17 protein-coding genes are annotated in these 17,995 nt (G+C 61.9%); 6 read left to right on the top strand and 11 right to left on the bottom strand.

What is annotated here, in order from left to right; all coding sequences use genetic code 11:
- Positions 1-25: 25 nt before the first annotated feature.
- Together CAF87_RS11050 and abc-f are read right to left on the bottom strand one after the other, a co-directional pair.
- Positions 26-607, bottom strand: a complete 582-nt coding sequence (locus CAF87_RS11050; protein WP_085731447.1) for a mechanosensitive ion channel family protein — start codon at positions 605-607, stop codon at positions 26-28.
- Positions 607-2,517 carry a ribosomal protection-like ABC-F family protein gene (abc-f, locus tag CAF87_RS11045; protein ID WP_085731446.1) on the bottom strand — a complete coding sequence of 637 codons (1,911 nt, stop codon included), beginning with the start codon at positions 2,515-2,517 and terminating at the stop codon, positions 607-609. The genes CAF87_RS11050 and abc-f overlap by 1 nt, the downstream gene beginning before the upstream one ends.
- A gap of 50 nt (positions 2,518-2,567) precedes the next feature.
- Between abc-f and CAF87_RS11040 the strand changes: the two genes are divergently transcribed.
- Positions 2,568-3,029, top strand: a complete 462-nt coding sequence (locus CAF87_RS11040; protein ID WP_085731445.1) for a TIGR02444 family protein — start codon at positions 2,568-2,570, stop codon at positions 3,027-3,029.
- Here CAF87_RS11040 and CAF87_RS11035 read toward each other — a convergent pair.
- On the bottom strand, positions 3,026-4,219 hold the full coding sequence (locus CAF87_RS11035) for an AlgP family protein (RefSeq protein WP_085731444.1): 1,194 nt from the start codon (positions 4,217-4,219) through the stop codon (positions 3,026-3,028). The genes CAF87_RS11040 and CAF87_RS11035 overlap by 4 nt on opposite strands.
- 192 nt (positions 4,220-4,411) lie before the next feature.
- Between CAF87_RS11035 and CAF87_RS11030 the strand changes: the two genes are divergently transcribed.
- Positions 4,412-5,077, top strand: a complete 666-nt coding sequence (locus CAF87_RS11030) for an FKBP-type peptidyl-prolyl cis-trans isomerase (RefSeq protein WP_085731443.1) — start codon at positions 4,412-4,414, stop codon at positions 5,075-5,077.
- A gap of 55 nt (positions 5,078-5,132) precedes the next feature.
- Here CAF87_RS11030 and rsd read toward each other — a convergent pair whose 3' ends face one another.
- From rsd to CAF87_RS10995, 7 genes are all read right to left on the bottom strand, one after another.
- The gene (rsd, locus tag CAF87_RS11025) at positions 5,133-5,591 is read right to left on the bottom strand and encodes a sigma D regulator (protein WP_085731442.1); all 459 of its coding nucleotides are present in this window, start codon (positions 5,589-5,591) and stop codon (positions 5,133-5,135) included.
- Positions 5,592-5,776: 185 nt separating this feature from the next.
- Positions 5,777-6,328 carry a disulfide bond formation protein B gene (locus CAF87_RS11020; protein ID WP_085731441.1) on the bottom strand — a complete coding sequence of 184 codons (552 nt, stop codon included), beginning with the start codon at positions 6,326-6,328 and terminating at the stop codon, positions 5,777-5,779.
- A gap of 217 nt (positions 6,329-6,545) precedes the next feature.
- A complete protein-coding gene (locus CAF87_RS11015) occupies positions 6,546-7,784 on the bottom strand; it encodes a heme biosynthesis protein HemY (protein WP_085731440.1) in 1,239 nt (412 codons plus the stop codon).
- Positions 7,781-8,920: a uroporphyrinogen-III C-methyltransferase gene (locus tag CAF87_RS11010; protein ID WP_085731439.1), complete on the bottom strand. Its 1,140-nt coding sequence runs from the start codon at positions 8,918-8,920 to the stop codon at positions 7,781-7,783. The genes CAF87_RS11015 and CAF87_RS11010 overlap by 4 nt, the downstream gene beginning before the upstream one ends.
- Positions 8,921-8,936: 16 nt before the next feature.
- Positions 8,937-9,704, bottom strand: a complete 768-nt coding sequence (locus CAF87_RS11005; protein ID WP_085731438.1) for a uroporphyrinogen-III synthase — start codon at positions 9,702-9,704, stop codon at positions 8,937-8,939.
- Positions 9,701-10,642 (bottom strand): hydroxymethylbilane synthase, encoded by a 942-nt coding sequence (gene hemC, locus CAF87_RS11000; protein WP_085731437.1) that lies wholly within the window; start codon positions 10,640-10,642, stop codon positions 9,701-9,703. Before hemC ends, CAF87_RS11005 begins: the two co-directional genes overlap by 4 nt.
- Before the next feature lie 138 nt (positions 10,643-10,780).
- On the bottom strand, positions 10,781-11,527 hold the full coding sequence (locus tag CAF87_RS10995) for a LytTR family DNA-binding domain-containing protein (RefSeq protein ID WP_085731436.1): 747 nt from the start codon (positions 11,525-11,527) through the stop codon (positions 10,781-10,783).
- A gap of 471 nt (positions 11,528-11,998) precedes the next feature.
- On the opposite strand from CAF87_RS10995, the gene argH reads away from it, so the two are divergent.
- Positions 11,999-13,393 (top strand): argininosuccinate lyase, encoded by a 1,395-nt coding sequence (argH, locus tag CAF87_RS10990; RefSeq protein WP_085731435.1) that lies wholly within the window; start codon positions 11,999-12,001, stop codon positions 13,391-13,393.
- A 59-nt stretch (positions 13,394-13,452) separates the two neighbouring features.
- On the opposite strand, the gene CAF87_RS10985 is transcribed toward argH, so the two are convergent.
- Positions 13,453-14,112 (bottom strand): glutathione S-transferase family protein, encoded by a 660-nt coding sequence (locus CAF87_RS10985; protein ID WP_085731434.1) that lies wholly within the window; start codon positions 14,110-14,112, stop codon positions 13,453-13,455.
- A 121-nt stretch (positions 14,113-14,233) separates the two neighbouring features.
- On the opposite strand from CAF87_RS10985, the gene CAF87_RS10980 reads away from it, so the two are divergent.
- The 3 genes from CAF87_RS10980 to CAF87_RS10970 all read left to right on the top strand — a co-directional run bounded on the left by CAF87_RS10980 (position 14,234) and on the right by CAF87_RS10970 (position 17,993).
- On the top strand, positions 14,234-14,518 hold the full coding sequence (locus CAF87_RS10980; RefSeq protein WP_085708931.1) for a hypothetical protein: 285 nt from the start codon (positions 14,234-14,236) through the stop codon (positions 14,516-14,518).
- A gap of 191 nt (positions 14,519-14,709) precedes the next feature.
- Entirely contained in the window at positions 14,710-14,955 is a 246-nt protein-coding gene (locus CAF87_RS10975) for a TIGR02647 family protein (RefSeq protein WP_085731433.1), read from the top strand.
- Positions 14,956-15,149: 194 nt separating this feature from the next.
- Positions 15,150-17,993, top strand: a complete 2,844-nt coding sequence (locus CAF87_RS10970) for a class I adenylate cyclase (RefSeq protein WP_085731432.1) — start codon at positions 15,150-15,152, stop codon at positions 17,991-17,993.
- Positions 17,994-17,995 lie beyond the last annotated feature (2 nt).

The following is a 17,995-nucleotide window of genomic DNA, read 5'->3' as shown; positions in this document are numbered from 1 at the left end:
GCCGACCAACGTGGCCGGCGTCCGATCACTTTTCGAAGCCGCTGGAAGGAAGCACATCCGACCCGCGCCAGCGTCTTACCGAGCGCTGGAAGAACAGGCTATTGGGCACCTGCACCATGGCGCTGCCGGTGCCGAGTTCTTCGGCCTCGATCAGCGTGGTGTAGAGCAGATTGATCGCCACCACCCGGCCTTTGACGCCGGGCTTGTCGGTGGTGTCCACCAGCTCCACCACATCGCCCAGACGAAACGGGCCGACGGTGAAGATCAGAATCGCGCAGAGCAGGTTCGACAGCACGCTCCACATGGCGAAGAACGCCACGGCTGCAACGGCGACGAAACCGGACAACGCTGTCCACAGCACGGTGGCAGAAACACCGAGACGTTCCAGCACGAAGATCAGCGCACTGCCCATGATCAGCCAGCGCAGGCCCCCGCGAAGCGGCATCAGCAACTGCGGCGGGAACGGATATTTCTCGCCCAGGCGCGTCAGGAATCGCGCGACGACACGCTGGGCGAAATAGCCGGCCAGCAGGATCAGCAGAATCTGCACGCCGAGCCAGATCGGCTCGATCCACACCGCCGGCAGCGGCAGCTTGAACGCCTCCATCAGGACAGCGCCTCCAGCTCCGACTGCATGGTTTCCAGGGTTTCCAGCGCCTGCATCCACGCCTCTTCAAGTTCGCCTTCGCGGACTTTCAGCTTGGCCTGTTCGGCCAGCAGGTCGCGCAATTCGTTCTTGCGTGCAGGCTCGTAGATGTCGCTGTCGCCGAGGCTGGCATCGACCTTGGCCAGTTTCTCGTGCAGCTTGCCCAGCTCGGCTTCGAGCTTGTCGGCTTCGCGCTTGTGCGGCGCCAGTTGCTGACGCAACGCAGCGGCGGCCTGGCGCTGGGCTTTCTTGTCGGTCTTGTCCGGGTTGACCGGCGTGTTGCTGACCGGGGCGTTGCGCTGACGGTACTCGACCAGCCAACGGGCGTAGTCTTCGAGGTCGCCATCGAACTCTTCGACCTTGCCGTCGGCGACCAGGAAGAAGTTGTCGGTGGTGCTCTTGAGCAGGTGCCGATCGTGGGAAACCACCAGCACCGCGCCACTGAACTCCTGCAACGCCATGGTCAGCGCCAGGCGCATTTCCAGGTCCAGGTGGTTGGTCGGTTCGTCGAGCAGCAACAGGTTCGGCCGTTCCCAGGCGATCAACGCCAGGGCCAGACGGGCTTTTTCGCCACCGGAGAAGTTCAGCACCGGCTCGTCGATCCGTGCGCCACGGAAGTCGAAACCGCCAAGGAAGTCGCGCAGGGTCTGCTCACGCTCGGTCGGCGCCAGACGTTGCAGGTGCAGCAACGGGCTGGCCTTGGCATCCAGCGAATCGAGCTGATGCTGGGCGAAGTAGCCGACCACCGTGTTCTCGCCACGGGTCAGGCGCCCGGCCAGCGGCGACAGCTCGCCGGCGAGGTTCTTGATCAGGGTCGATTTACCGGCGCCGTTGGGGCCGAGCAGACCGATTCGCGCACCGGGGGTCAGTTGCAGCTTGACCTTCTCCAGCACGGTTTTCTCGCCGTAACCCAAACGCGCATCGGACAGGTCGATCAGCGGGCTGGAGATCTTGGTCGACTCGCGGAACACGAAGTCGAACGGCGAATCGACGTGGGCCGCCGACAGCTCTTCCATCCGCTCAAGCGCCTTGATCCGGCTCTGAGCCTGACGGGCCTTGGTGGCCTGGGCCTTGAACCGGGCAATGTAGCTTTCCATGTGCGCACGCTGCGCCTGCTGCTTCTCGTAGGCCTGTTGCTGCTGGGCCAGACGCTCGGCGCGGGCGCGTTCGAACGCGGTGTAGCCGCCACGGTAGAGCACCAGCTTGCGCTGATCGACGTGAGCCACGTGATCGACCACTTCATCGAGGAAATCCCGGTCGTGGGAAATCAGCAACAAAGTGCCGGGGTAACTTTTCAGCCACTCTTCGAGCCAGATGATGGCGTCGAGGTCCAGGTGGTTGGTCGGCTCGTCGAGCAGCAGCAGGTCTGACGGGCACATCAAAGCCTGCGCAAGGTTCAGACGCATCCGCCAGCCACCGGAGAAATCTCCTACCTGACGATCCATCTGCTCATTGGTGAAACCGAGACCGGCCAGCAACTTGCGCGCCCGCGCATCGGCGGTGTAACCGTCGGCGCTGTCGAGTTCGGCGTGCAGGCGCGCCAGAGCAGCCCCGTCGTGGGCCTCTTCGGCCGCTGCGAGGTCACGCTGGACCTCGCGCAGGCGCAGGTCGCCATCGAGCACGTAGTCGACCGCCAGACGCTCGAGGGTATCGACCTCCTGGCGCATGTGGGCGATACGCCAATCGGCCGGCAACAGGCAATCGCCCGAGTCCGGGTGCAACTCACCGCGGAGCAAGGCGAACAGGCTGGATTTGCCGGCGCCGTTGGCACCGATGAGGCCGGCTTTGTGGCCGGCGTGCAGGGTCAGCTCGGCGTCTTCTAGCAGACGTTGCGGGCCACGCTGTAAAGTCAGGTTCTGAAGTCGGATCATAATGGCGGCGGAGTCTACCAGCTTCGTCCGCAACTGGCGCGAGTAGCACGATGTCCTCTGACCTGTGGAGCTTTGCCCTTGCCGTCTACGCCCGTCCCGGTGTGGAGGATGCCTGCCTGCGCCTGCAATCGGCAGGGGCCAATGTGTGCCTGATGCTGTGTGGCTTGTGGCTGGAACAGCGCGATGTGACCTGCGACGAGGGGCGCGCCCGGCAGCTTCTGGAACTGACAGAGCCTTGGGACCGGGAAGTAGTCCAGCCGTTACGCGCATTGCGCATGCAGTGGAAAGCCCTGGCCGACACCGATCCGGTGCTCAAGGGGATGCGCGAGCAGATCAAGGGATTGGAGCTGGAGGCTGAGCGTGCGCTGCTGTCGCGACTTGAAGGCGCCGCGCAAGGCTGGAAGCGTAGTTCGAAGGAATCGAGTGACTGGCTGGAGGTTCTGGCCGGCAGTGCGGCCAACCTGAACCGCGACGCGCTGCAAGTGCTGCGCGTCGCGGCGACCGGCGCTTAGGAAGCGCTGGACGGGTTGCTGGCGACGCTCGACACCGGTGCCGACGATGGCGTGGTTGCGGTGGTCGAGGCAGTGGCGGCCGGTGCTGCAGTCGGAGCCGGGGTTGCCGGTGCGGCAGCAGGTTTGGCAGCAGGCGCAGTGGCAGGTTTTGCTGCAGCTGGTTTGGCTGCTGGTTTGGCGGCAGCCGGCTTGGCAGCGGCAGGTTTTTTCACTGCTGGTTTTGCAGCAGGTTTCGCGGCTGGCTTGGCGGCCGGTTTAGCGGCGGTTGCTGGCTTGGCTGCGGTAGTTGCAGGCTTCGCTGCAGCAGCCGGTTTGGCCGCTGGTTTTGCAGCAGGTTTGGCCGCAGCTTTTACCGCAGGCTTGGCCGCCGGTTTCGCCGCCGCTTTGGCTGCAGGTTTCGCAGCAACCGGCTTGGCAGCGGTTTTCGCCGCAGGCTTGGCAGCAGCAGTTTTGGCAGCCGGCTTAGCGGCGGCTTTAACGGCTGGTTTTGCTACCGGTTTAGCGGCCACTTTGGTGGCTGGCTTGGCTGCAGGTTTCGCAGCGGCAGTTCTAGCCGGAGCCGCTTTCGCAGCAGCGCTTTTCGCCGCAGGTTTGGCGGCTGGTTTTGCAGCAGCCGGTTTGGCGGCAGCTGGTTTGGCCGCCGTGGTTTTAGCCGCAGGTTTAGCAACGCTTGCGGCTGCGGGTTTCTTCGCTGCAGGTTTTACAGCGGCTTTCACTGGCGCCTTGGCCGGGGCTTTTGCAGCAGGTTTGGCGGCCGCTTTTTTCGCAGGCGCCGCTGCCGGTTTTGCCGAACGCAGGGACAACACCTTGCCGACGGCTTCTTGAACACGACCGACACCCTGGGCCAGTTTCAGGCTTTCCTGGGCATCGCGCTTGAGTTGCAGAATGTAGCTGCGGGTGTCGGACTGACGATCCTTCAGCGCATCCAGCAGGTCTTCGAGTTCCTTCACGGCAGTCTTGGCCTTGGTCTGCGCCTTGGCTTTACCGGCTGTGGCTGCGTCCTGCAATTTGGTGCGGGATTTGTGCAGTTTTTCTTGTGCCTTGCCGCGTTGCTTTTCCAGTTTGGCGAGCAGTTTTTCAGCATCAGCCAAGGCTTGGGAGCAAGCGTTTTCCAAATGTTCGAGCAGGCTGCCCGAGAGCTGTTGGAGTAAGTGCAACGGAGTATTTACAGGCTTCTTGGTGGCCGACATGGTTTACCTCCTGGCTGACGTGAGTGCGGCTCATACTAGACCTCTGCTGCTACCGCCGCTAGGGCATGTTGACAGTATCGAAAGCACTCGGTTGCAGGCTTGCGAAAAACTTCTGCACATTGGCGAAAGCAGTTCACCGTTGCAGACCTTCGCGCTGGCATAATCCACCGCAATTCAGGACGGAGAGTGCCCATGTCGCGCTATCTTTTTTTATCCCTCTGCATGATCTTTTCGGCGGTCCAGGCCGACGAGAAAAACACCGCGAATGACGCTCACGATCTGGCCTACAGCCTCGGTGCGAGCCTCGGTGAACGGCTGCGTCAGGAAGTGCCGCAACTACAGATCCAGGCCCTGATCGAAGGTCTGCAACAGGCCTATCAAGGCAAGCCGCTGGCGTTGAGCGAGGCACGCATCGAACAGATCCTGGCCGATCACGAATCGCAGACGGCCGAGCATGCAGCCATGCCGTCGACTGAAGCTGCGATGGAAAACGAGCGACGCTTTCTCACCGCCGAAAAAGCCAAACCGGGAGTGAAAGAGTTGGCTGACGGCATCCTGCTGACCGAGCTGGCGCCGGGGAATGGCACGAAGGCCGGCCCGGATGGAAAAGTACAGGTGCTGTATGTCGGTCGACTGCCGGACGGTACCGTGTTCGATCAGAACACTCAGCCACAGTGGTTCAATCTCGACAGCGTGATCGCAGGATGGCGCACCGCGCTGCAAAACATGCCGGTGGGTGCGAAGTGGCGATTGGTGATTCCATCCGATCAGGCTTACGGCGCCGACGGTGCCGGCGACTTGATCGCGCCGTTCACACCGTTGGTGTTCGAAGTCGAGTTGCGCGGCGCGACCAGTTGATCGCCCAATAAAAAACGGTGCGCTGTTGGCGCACCGTTTTTGTGTCAGGGTCGGTTCAGGCCTGAACCGAATCCTCTTCCTTGTGGGCGGTATGCAGCACTTCGATGAGGCAGTCCTCCAGTTCGAAGCGCTCGTGGAGCAGCCCACCCAGCTCCTTGAATTTTTCGGCAACGCATTTGCCTTCGTCGCAAAGATCGTTGAAGGCCAGCAGTTTCTCCGTGATGACATCGATGCGCGGGTAGATCGTCTCGGCCAGTTCCAGGCCGCGCTTGTCGTTGAAGGCCTTGGCCTCGCCCGTCAGCTGTTCGTAGATTTCGAAGTGCCCGGCCGAGACGTAATCGACCAGCACGCCGCAGAACTCCTGCAAGGGCTTTCGATCCACGGAGAGTGACTGAGGTTCTGCGCCCAACTTGTCGTAGGCAGCGATCAGCTCCTCACGCTCCTGGAGCCAACGGTCGATCAGCAGATGAACTCCACCCCAACGTTCCTGAGCATTCTGACAACTTTCGAGCATGGCGATCTCTCTTCCCTTGTGGGTCATGCTGCCCTACACCTGCGCCCCTTCTTTTGGCTATTGCTTTGAGAGGCGTTCAGGCAGAGCGTCATCGAGCAACACAAATCCAATGACACGTGCGGGCCAGATTATGCCCGCACGCCTATGGCTTCAAGGTACGCAGGAGAGAAAGTTCATACAAGTGTTTAATCCCTGACCAGCACCCGGTGCGACGCTTCGCCGCTGAGCGGCCGCTGCAGAGCGCTCCAGGCCAGCCGAAGCAACTGGTAAACCGCAAGGATCGACATCGCGACGAAGAACAGCAGGCTCCACTCCGGAATGCTCAGGTCGAACAGCGTCCAGGACAGTTGTGCACAATCCTCGCTGTCGTTGAACATCCGTGCCAGGGCGCAGAGCCAGGGCAGACGACTGAAAAACTCTTCCGGGTTGGGTGCGCATTGCGCCAGATGCTGCATCGAATCGCCTTGCAGCAGCACCTGTCGCCAGGCTGCCATTGTTCCACCCAGAGCGGCTGACAACGCGCCAGACCAGTAGAGCGACAGACCGGAACGACCGGGCCCATGCACAGCCGCCACGCCACAGCAGGCGGTGAGAATGCTCAGGAAAAGCCGTTGCACCAGACACAGGCTGCAAGGCACCAGACCGACCGCGTACTCGAGGTAGTAGGAAGCTCCCAGCGCCAGTGTTCCCGCCGTGAAAGCCATAAAAAACAGGGAGCGTGAGCAGGTCAACGACATGGGTTATCCGTAACAATAAAGACAGGCAGTTACGGTAGAGGAAAGGGACGCGGCCTTTCAAGGCGAGTCGCTGACGACACTTCACCAGAAGTGTAGGGAAATCCCGACAGGCTTGAGAGGAAAGGATGTAGGCCTCTGTAGGACTTTGCCAAAGAAGCGAAATAGAGGTAACTATTCAGTCAAGAACATCAGCGAGGGAGCGCACTCCCTCGCCCATTCAGGCGTTAGCCTGTATCGGTAGAGGCGCAGCCAGCAGACGCTCATCCAACAACCCCAGGCCTTCCTGGAACAACTGGTTGCTGCGCTCGGTGTCGCCGAGTCGGGCCAGCAATCGAGCCAGTTCCGCACAGGCTTCCGGGTTGCGCTGAGTGCGCAGGCTGCTTTCCAGATAATCCCTCGCCTTGCCCCACAGACTGGCTTGCAGGCACAGTCGACCGAGCGTCAGCAGCAAGCTCGGGTCGGCGGGATGATCCTTGAGCCAGCCCTCGGCCGCTTGCAATTGACGCGTCGGATCGCTGCCGCGCACCAAGCCATAGAGGCGCGCCAGGTGACTGTCGTACTTACGCTTGAGGGCATTGCGCAGCACCTCTTCCGCTTCGACCTGAGCACCGAGCTGGCGCAGTTGCTCAGCGTAAGCCAGGACCAGCGGGGGTTCCTGACGCTGCGACGAGGTCAGTTGCTGCCAGGCACGATTGAGCGACTGCAGACCCACCGCGCCATCTTCCTCGCGGTGCGCCGCCAGCGACAGGTTCTCGCCCCAGGCGCGACGCTCCAGCTCGGCCAGTTCGGCAGGCGGCAGGACTTTGTCCTTGCGCAGCTCGGGCAGCATGCGGATCACCGCCGACCAGTCACCACGCTGTTGATGCAAACGCTGCAACTGACGCAGGGTCTGGACGTTGTGCGGATGACGCTCGCGCATCGCCTGCAAAGTCACCAGCGCGCCCTCCGTGTCGCCACGGTCGGTTTGCAGCTGCGCGTGGCTCAAGGCAATCGCCAGTTCTGCCTGAGGCTGGCGCTCGAGGGCGCGCTCCAGCAGACGATCACTTTCCTCGTAATTGCCTTGCTCGTTGGCAGCACGGGCGGCACCGAGGTAATACAGCAACGGTTGGCGCTCGGCCTCGGCAGCCCGATAAAGGTGACGCTGGGCGCTCGCCCAGCGACCTTCGGCCAGATCCAGTTGACCGTGTTCGATCGCCACTTGCACACGACGACTGCGGTTGCGGCGCGACCATGGATTGACCACACCACCGGAAGTCAGCACCAGCTCGACCAGCGCCTTGATGCCCCAGATCAGCAGCCACAGCACCGCCACGAGCGCCAACGTCGCCCACAGGCTCGACTCATAACGGAAGCTTTTGTAAGCCACCAATACGTAACCGGAATGCTCGGCAATCGCCAGACCAAGGGCCGCCGTCGCAGCGATCACCAGAAACACGATGACATACAGGCGTTTCATGGCGTGGCCTCCTGCACGGTGGCAGCAGGTTTGGCGAAGGGTTTCACCGAGTCTTCAGCGTTGACATTACGACGCTCAAGATAGGCCTGCACGGCGCTGAGGGTGCCCGCCAGATCCGGCGTAACAACTGTGACCGGCTGCTTGCTCAGTTCCGCCACTTGCTCGAGCATGATTTTGCTCTGCGGGTTGTCCGGGTTGAAATTACCCTTGAGCACGTCCCGCGCCTCAGTCAGTGCCTGGGTGTAGACCGCCGCCTGACCGTTGAGCGCCGCCCATTGCGCCTGTTCCAGAGAGAGACTCAGGGCCAGGCGTACCTGGCTGAGGCTCTGGCCGGCAAGCAGCGGCCGCACGTTCTTGTCGGCATTGAAATCGATGCGGATGTAGCGCGAGATCTGATCCCACCACTGCGACCAGCGGCTGGCACCGTCGCCATCGGAGGTCAGGCCCAGCAGCGAATCGCCGCGATCCTTGTATTCGGGGGCCAGCTCGGTGAGCCCGATGACCTGATCGCGCAGTGCGCCCAGCTTCAGGAACAGACCGGTACGATCTGGCTGCTCGGTACTGCGCAACGCCACCAGGGTTTTCGCCACTTGCTCACGCGCGGCAAACGAACCCGGATCGTTTTGCTCCTTCAGAATATCGTCGGCACCCTGCACCAGTGCCTGAGCGCTGCTGATGTCCTGCAAGGCAGAAAGGCGCAGGCTGGCCAGTCGCAGCAGATGCTCGGCCTCGGCCAGACGCCAGTCCTTGCGGCTTGCTCCGAGGACGGTTTCCAAACGTTGATTGAGGCGCTGCTGATCGCCCTGCAGTTGCGTGACGAGACGCTGGCGCTCGGCGAGCTCGTCGGCACCGGGCAACTGCCCCAGACGCTCGGTCAGACGCTGCTCGTTGAGCTTCAGGGTCTGCGCCTGATCATTCAACGCCTGCACCTGACTCAATTGCTCCTGCGTGTTGGCTTGCAGGTGTCGCACCTGCCAGACACCCCAGCCACCCACCGCGATTCCGGCGGCGCCGAGCAGCAGCGCGACAATGGCCAATCCGTTGCCTCGGCGCGGTTCGGCGGCCGGTGGCGGTACTTCAACCGGTGCATCGATCACAGGTTGAACGTCATCTTTAGGCAAGGCTGTTTCGCTCACGTATCCATCCTTTGCATTAGAGAACGGGCACGGGATGCTCCCGTAACGCCGTCAGCAAGGCCGCGGCGCTGGCGCCGCGACAATCCACAACTGTTCGGGCCCCGGCGGCACGTGCCTGCTCGGCGACCCTTGGGCTTGGAACAAACAACGGCATCTGCGCAAGCGCCGGCCATGTATCGCCGGCCAATTGACGCAGGTGCTCAAAACCCTGTCCACTGCTGACCACCAGCCCGTTCAGGCGTTCCGCCGCAATCCTGCGGGGCAGCTCCTGCGGCGGATAGTCCGGAAGGTCACGGCGGTACAGTTCCAGATACTCGACACTAGCACCAAGCTCGCGCAGGCGCTCGGCCAGCAGCTCGCGACCGCCTTCTCCGCGCAGGATCAGCACCTGCGCTCCGGGCCGGGCAACAGCTTCGAGCAGACGCGGCAATTGCAGTAACGCTTCGCTGTCATCACCCTCGTCCGGACAATGCGCATCCAGGCCCCGATCCCGAAGAATCTGCGCCGTCGCCGCGCCAACGCTGAACCAGGGCATGACCGACAGAATCGCCCCGTCGGCATCAAGCAATTGCACAGCGATGCGCGCCGCCGGTTTGCTGACCACGATCACCGCGCTGTAGCGCGACAACCTGGCAAACGTCTGGCGCATTGTGTCAGAGACCGGCAGCGGCGCGATTTCCAAAAGCGGCAGGCAGCTGCTGAAAATCCCCTGTCCGGCCAGCACGTCGGCCAGCGCCTCGCAATCGTCAGCGGGGCGCGTCAGCAGCAGACGCCAGGCCGTCACTCGTGACCTGCCTCGCCGTAGACAGCCTTGAGAATGTCGGCGGCACCCTGGCGGAGCAAATCTTCAGCGACTTGCACGCCCAGCGTTTCAGCGTCAGCGCGCGGCGCACGAGCTTCGGCGCTCAGCAACTTGCCACCGCTCGGCTCGCCGACCAGACCACGCAGCCACAGTTGTTCGCCTTCAAGCACGGCGTAGCAGGCGATCGGCACCTGGCAGCCGCCATTCAAGTGTTTGTTGAGGGCACGTTCGGCGCTCACACGGTCAGCCGTATCGGCGTGATGCAAAGGCGCGAGCAAGGCATGGATTTCGGTATCGGCACTGCGACATTCGATACCGACTGCACCCTGGCCACCCGCCGGCAGGCTGTCGTCGACGCTGATCGCAGAGGTGATGCGATCTTCGAAACCGAGGCGAATCAGACCGGCCGCCGCGAGGATGATCGCGTCGTACTCGCCGGCATCGAGCTTGGCCAGACGGGTATTGACGTTGCCGCGCAGGAAACGGATTTCCAGGTCGGGGCGACGGGTCAGCAACTGTGCCTGGCGGCGCAGGCTGGAGGTGCCGACGATGCTGCCGGCAGGCAATGCATCGAGGCTGGAATAGGTATTGGAAACAAACGCGTCTCGAGGGTCTTCGCGCTCGCAGATGCAGAACAGACCGAGGCCTTCAGGGAAGTCCATCGGCACGTCTTTCATCGAATGGACGGCGATGTCGGCTTCGTTCTCCAGCAGCGCAGTTTCCAGTTCCTTGACGAACAGACCCTTGCCGCCGATTTTCGACAGGGGGGAATCGAGCAGCTTGTCGCCGCGACTGACCATGGGCACCAGCGTCACCAACAGTCCCGGGTGGGCTGCTTCCAAACGGGCTTTGACGTATTCGGCCTGCCAGAGGGCCAGTGCACTTTTGCGGGTGGCGATGCGGATTTCGCGAGAGGACATGGATCAATCCGTACTGAATAGATACGGCGGATAATAACAGCTCAGCCAAATCCACTTTGACCTGAATCAGAAACGGCGTGGCCTCCCTGGCCGGCAATGCCTGGTAAAGAGAATAGAGAACCGCCTGACGCCTGCTGGCTAAAGCCCTTGCATCATCTTGCGCACACCCGCCACATGGCGGCGGCTGACGATCAGCGCGTCACCGTTCAAGCCTTTGAGGAAAAGCTGGAAGTGGCCCAATGGCGTGCGCTGCAGTCGCTCGATGCGGTCGCGAGCCACCAGCGCGTTGCGGTGAATCCGCACGAAACGCTCGCCAAATTCGTCTTCCAGGGCCTTGAGTGGCTCGTCCAGCAGGACTTCACCGGTTTCATGGCGCAAGGTCACGTATTTGTGGTCGGCAATGAAGTACACCACCTGATCCAGCGGGATCAGCTCGATGCCTTTGCGGGTTCGGGCGCTGATGTGGCTACGCGGGCCGGTGCCGCTTTCGGCGGCGGGACGCGTCAGGGCCGAAAGCTGAGCCCGATTCGGACGTTCAGCCCTTTTCAGGGCTTCCTGCAGATGTTCGGTTCGCACGGGTTTCACCACATGGCCCACGGCACTGGCCTGCAGGGCCTCCAAGGGAAATTCATCGATACCAGAGCAGAACACCACCGCGGGCGGGGTTTCGCGTTCGCACAGACGGGCAGCCACTTGCAGGCCATCGAGGCCTGGCATGCGGATATCGAGCAGCACGATATCCGGCTTGTGGCTGTCGATCAGTGCCAACGCCTCTTCGCCATTGGTGGCGCTGGGCTCCAGGACTGTGTAGCCCTCGAGCTCGCTCACCATTCGGGCGAGGCGCTCGCGGGCCAGTGGTTCGTCATCAACGATCAGGACATTCATATTGCGCTGGATTCCTGCGTGAGTCTCGCACAAGGATAGCGTAGACAAGTGGAGTGACGTCCGTCACCGCGATCCACGCTAAGACTAGCGCGAGCGCCAAAAAGTGCCGTACGTCGGCCGGCAATATTTGCCGACACCCGGGACGCACCGCTCAAGGCTCGCTTATCTCTGCGTTTTACGCAGGGTATGCCGATGGTCAATACACCCACCCCTCTCTTCTTATAGTCGGCGACCAGACCTTTGCGCGATCCACAGCCGCGCCGACCCTTAGTCCTACTGTAGACGCTCGCCGGGCCGATATTGCTCAATCGGAAAATATCCTTGAGCAAATCCCCCGGAACCGGCGGCGACTATGAACGCCGACATGAGAAAAAAACGTATCGACCAGTGTCAGCGACAGGATTGGCAACCCTGTTATTATCCCCGCCAGCGTTTCACGCCTTCTTTCTTCAAGCCGATACGAGCGAATTCATGAGCACTGACAAGACCAATCAGTCCTGGGGCGGCCGCTTCAGTGAACCCGTCGACGCCTTCGTCGCCCGCTTCACCGCCTCCGTCACTTTCGACCAGCGCCTGTATCGCCACGACATCATGGGCTCGATCGCCCACGCCACCATGCTGGCCAAGGTCGGCGTGCTGACGGATGCCGAGCGCGACAGCATCATCGATGGCCTGAAGACCATCCAGGGCGAAATCGAGGCCGGCCAGTTCGACTGGCGCGTCGACCTCGAAGACGTGCACATGAACATCGAAGCACGCCTGACCGACCGCATCGGCATCACCGGCAAGAAGCTGCACACCGGCCGCAGCCGCAATGACCAGGTCGCCACCGACATCCGCCTGTGGCTGCGTGACGAAATCGACCTGATCCTGAGCGAAATCACCCGCCTGCAAAAAGGCCTGCTGGAGCAGGCCGAGCGTGAAGCCGCGAGCATCATGCCGGGCTTCACCCACCTGCAGACCGCTCAGCCTGTGACCTTCGGGCACCACATGCTGGCCTGGTTCGAAATGCTCAGCCGCGACTACGAGCGTCTGGTCGACTGCCGCAAGCGCACCAACCGCATGCCGCTGGGCAGCGCCGCGCTGGCCGGCACCACTTACCCGATCGACCGCGAATACACCGCGCAACTGTTGGGCTTCGACGCCGTCGGCGGCAACTCGCTGGACAACGTGTCCGACCGTGACTTCGCCATTGAATTCTGCTCCGCCGCGAGCATCGCGATGATGCACCTGTCGCGCTTCTCCGAAGAGCTGGTGCTGTGGACCAGCGCGCAGTTCCAGTTCATCGATCTGCCGGACCGCTTCTGCACCGGCAGCTCGATCATGCCGCAAAAGAAAAACCCCGACGTGCCGGAACTGGTACGCGGCAAGACCGGCCGTGTGTTCGGCGCTCTGATGGGCCTGCTGACCCTGATGAAAGGCCAGCCGCTGGCCTACAACAAGGACAACCAGGAAGACAAGGAACCGCTGTTCGACGCCGCCGACACCCTGCGCGACTCGCTGCGTGCCTTTGCCGACATGATCCCGGCGATCAAACCGAAGCACGCGATCATGCGTGAAGCGGCGCTGCGCGGTTTCTCCACCGCCACCGACCTCGCCGACTACCTGGTTCGCCGTGGCCTGCCGTTCCGCGACTGCCACGAAATCGTCGGCCACGCCGTGAAGTACGGCGTTGATACCGGCAAGGATCTGGCGGAAATGAGCCTGGAAGAACTGCGTCAGTTCAGCGACCAGATCGAGCAGGACGTGTTTGCCGTGCTGACCCTGGAAGGCTCGGTGAATGCCCGTGACCACATCGGCGGCACTGCCCCGGCGCAGGTCAAGGCTGCCGTTGCTCGCGGTCAGGCGCTGATCGCCAGCCGTTAAAAGCATCGCGGGCAAGTCGAATCATCGACTTGCCCGCGAGCTGGCCTCAGAAAAAATTTCTACTTTTTGGCCGCGATCATCGCCAAAAACGTCGGCATCGCCGCTTCCTTGTCCGCTGCAATCTTCTGCACATGCGGATTCTGTTCCAGTCGCTCCAGGAGTGCCTTGGCCTTCGGCATGTCCGCCAGCAGGTCCAGACCGAACAGTTTGTGCCCCACCGCAGCCGCCAGCGGCACGCTGTAGAGGAAGTACAGGTCAGCGATGCTCAGGCTGTCGCCCGCCACATACGGGGCGAACTTGCCGTGACGCCCCAGCGCCGCAAAACCCAGCAGCAGTTCGGATTTGGTTTTTTCCTTGATCGCCTCCGGCAGCGCCGCGCCGAAGAACGCTTCGCCGTAACAGGCACGGGCCGGCAGCTCGATGTACAGCTCGATCTCCTTGGCCACCGCCAGCACCTGGGCGCGCGCAAATGGCTCGCTCGGCAGCAGCGGAACACCCTTCTGGGTGCTTTCGAGGTATTCGAGCATCACCATCGTTTCATTGATGTAACCGCCTTCGGCCCCCAGCACCGGCACCTTGCCGCGCGGGCTGATGGCCAGAGACTCCGGCGTTGGCGTCGGGTAGAACGTGACTTCCTCGAACGGCAGGCCCTTTTCCAGCAGCGCCAGTTTGACCATGTTGTAGTAGTTGCTGACTGAGAATCCGTAGAGCTTGAACATCACATAGCCTCCAGGCCGTGCGGTGGGCAGTGCCTGTTTATAGATCGCTCCGGGGATTCCCGCCAGCAGCATCACGCCGCTGAATGCGGGTAAACTGGCGCCTTTCCTTGAGGAGCCTGCCATGAGCGAGCCGACAGACATCGATAACGACGAAGAAGAGTTCACCGAGAGCACTTTGATCGAAGCCATCGAAAACCAGATCGAAAGCGACAACCCGCCAGCGGCCAAGGCCACATTCAACAAGCTGACCCTGGTCGGTTACGAGCGCGAAGACATCCTGAACCTGATGGCCCACGTGCTGGCCTACGAAATCGACGCCATGCTCGATGACGACCGCGCGTTCAATACCGAATGGTACGAAGCGGCCCTTCGCGCCCTGCCTGAGTTGCCACCGGAAAAGCCGTAACCGGGCAACCCGATGTGGGAGCAGCCGGGCTCCCACACAATTTGTCACCCTTCCATCCGGCCTTCTCCCGGCCCCTGACTACACTGGAATCCACCCCCGAGACAAAAACCCTGGCGCACACTGGACACGCCGCGTCGGCAGGTTCACCTTAGGGGCGCTGTTGTCCAATTCCTAGAAAGTCTGGAGTCCTTATGTCGCTTACCCCTGAGTTGGTTGCCGAACTGGAAGTCCTCGCACTCTTCAACCTGGACAGTTCCCAGGAAGGTCTGAAAATTCATCAGACCGCTGCCCCGAAGCACATCGCTGCTGCCCAACGCCTCTTTGAAAAAGAACTGACAGACCAGCCTGATGGCGGTTACCTGACCAGTCTCGGTCGCGATGCCGCACAAAGCGTGCAGACCGTACTGACGATTCTGAAAGAGCAACAAACCGCCTGACCCTCCCGATTTTGCCCACGGAAACCTCTGCCACGGGATTTCCGCGGGCCAGCCCGGCTGCAAGCAATCGCCACGCGATGTAAATCTGACGTCAAAAAACAAATTCAGCTTAATGCTCGCGCTGCACAGGCGCTAAACTCCCCCGCATTCCGTGACCCTCTGCCTCCGAGCCCTGCGAGCCGGTTTGAGTCGACATGACCCGCACCCATGAAATCCGCCCCGACCTGGACGAGGGAATCGACCGCAAGGTACTCAGCCAGCTGCGCGCACGCTTTCTCAAGCTCAACGCTGGCCGCCTGAACCGGGCGCTGGAAGGCCTGTCGACGCGCCAGCAAAGCGTACTGACGTTGCTGCCGCTGTTTTTCCACGTCAATCATCCGCTGCTGCCCGGTTATGTCTCGGGCAGCACGCCGGCCGGGCTGTCGAATTACGAGCCGGACACCGACGCCCTCGCCGAAGCCCAGCGCCTGACACGTTCGTTTTCCTACAAGCCGCGCCATGGCAGCAATCCGCCACGGCCGATTCATGGCCTGTTCCTGATGGGCAGCCTCGGCACCCTGGCCCAGGCCGACCAGAGCGACATGGACGTGTGGGTGTGCCACGCGCCGGACCTGAGCGACAGCGAGCTAGCCGAGCTGCGCAAGAAGTGCCAGTTGCTCGAAACCTGGGCCGCGAGCCAGGGCGCCGAGGCGCATTTTTTCCTGATCGACCCGGCACGCTTCGTCAAAGGCGAGCGCGATACCCAGCTCAGTTCCGAGGATTGCGGCACCACCCAGCATTATCTGTTGCTGGACGAGTTTTACCGCACCGCGATCTGGCTGGCCGGGCGCACACCGATCTGGTGGCTGGTGCCGGTCTATGAAGAGCGGACCTACGATCAGTACACTCACACGCTGCTGTCCAAGCGTTTCATCCGCAACGATGAGACCCTCGACCTTGGCCCACTGGCGCACATACCGCCGGGCGAGTTCGTTGGCGCCGGGTTGTGGCAGTTGTTCAAGGGTATCGAGTCGCCTTACAAGTCGGTGCTCAAACTGCTGCTGATCGAGGTCTACGCGAGCGAACACCCGCAGGTGCAGTGCCTGAGCCTGCGCTTCAAGCAGGCGGTATTCGCCAACCGGCTGGACCTCGACGAGCTGGATCCGTACATGGTGGTCTACCGCCGGATCGAGGAATACCTCACCGCCCGCAATGAACCCGAACGCCTGGAACTGGTACGCCGTGCGCTGTACCTCAAGGTCAACCGCAAGCTCACAGGCAACAGCCGCACCCAGAGCTGGCAGCGTTCGTTGCTGGAAAGACTGGCCAGCGAATGGCACTGGGACCAGCGGCAACTGGCACTGCTCGACAGTCGCAGTCAGTGGAAAGTCCGTCAGGTCAGCGCCGAGCGCCGGGCCCTGGTCAACGAGCTGAACTACAGCTACCGCTTTCTGACCCAGTTCGCCCGCACCGAGCAGACTGTCAGCCTGATCAACAAACGTGATCTCAACGTTCTCGGCCGACGCCTGTACGCCGCATTCGAACGCAAGGCCGACAAAGTCGAGTTCATCAACCCCGGCATCGCCCCGGATCTGGCCGAAGACACCCTGACCCTGGTGCAATCGCCAAACAAAAAGGAACCCGGGCAAACCCAGTGGGGCCTGTACAACGGCAGCTTGACGGCGCTGGAGTGGGAACACTTCGCGCCGATCAAGCGCAGCCGCCAGTTGCTGGAACTGTTGACCTGGAGCCATCGCAACGGCGTGATCGACAGCAGCACCCGACTGGCCCTGCACCCCGGCACCAGCGACCTGAGCGAGTTCGAGCTGTTCAACCTGCTCGGCAGCCTGCAACAAAGCATCGCGCTGCCCCTGCCCACCGTTGCCGAAGAACCGCTGCTGCACGCCAGCGTGCCAAGCGAAGTGCTGATTCTGGTGAATGTCGGCGTCGATCCGCTCAAGCATCACCGCGACCTGAACATCCTGATGACCACCGAGCGTACCGATTCGCTGAGCTACGCCGGCGTGCGCGAGAACCTGGTGCTGACCCTGGATCAGGTCACGCTCAACAGCTGGAACGAGGTACTGGTCAACCGCTTTGATGGTCCGCATGCCTTGATGGACTGCCTGCGCGATTACCTCAACAACCTGCCGCGCGGGCCGCAACAACCATCGCTGCGAGTGCGTTGCTTCTGTCACAACCGCGCGCAATTCATCGCCCGCCGGGTGGAAGAAATCGTCGATACCGCGCAGACACTGTTGTTAAGCGATTTGAATCACCGCTACCTGATCCAGGTGCAGCAGCACTATCACGTATTGGAACTGGTGCCGGGACAGGTCAGCCATGTCGCCCTCGCCACCCTGCCGGCGCTGCTCGATTACCTGGGCGAGGAGCAACCGCGCTACAGCCCGCTGCACCTGGACCCGATGGCGCTGGAAGACCACGACCTCGCGCTGATCCTGCCGATGGGCCAGCCCGAATGCATTCAGGTGTTCTACCGGATCACCGAGCAAGCGGCGGAGCTGTACGTGCTCGACGAATTCAACGCACTGTGGCAACAACATTTGCCCTATCACGACGAGCAGAGTCTGTTGGTGCCGTTGCAGCGTTTCCTGCAATCGATCCAGTTCCGGCGCGAAGCACTGTTGCCGATGGACTCGAACCACGCCGCCAGCCTTGAAATCTTGTATTACCAGTTATTGCCATCAGGGCCGGGACGCGCACGACGGGTCGAAATGCGCCCGGCACCGCAGACGCCAGCCAACAAACCGTTCTACGACGTGCAGGCGATCATCGGCAAAGCCGCACCGGGCGAGGTGCAGGTCACGTTGTATTGCAATCAGCGGGAATTCAGCGAGCTGGAACATGGCGACCAGCTGTTCAGCGTGGTCGCCCGGGAGATCGTCGGGCAGCGCCGGGAAGCCGAGCGCTATCGCTGCTACATCACCGACCTGGACCTGTCGGGCGTGATCGGTGACGGGCAGAGTTCGAGCAATCTGTATCTGCGTTACAAGGCCGACCTGGAGCGCTCTCTGAACGAGGCGCTCGAGCAGGTCTGAGG

Source organism: Pseudomonas sp. R38(2017) (assembly GCF_002112395.1).
Taxonomy (GTDB): Bacteria; Pseudomonadota; Gammaproteobacteria; order Pseudomonadales; family Pseudomonadaceae; genus Aquipseudomonas.
The sequence above is the reverse complement of the archived record's forward strand: the minus strand, read 5'-3'. Positions and strand labels throughout refer to the sequence as shown.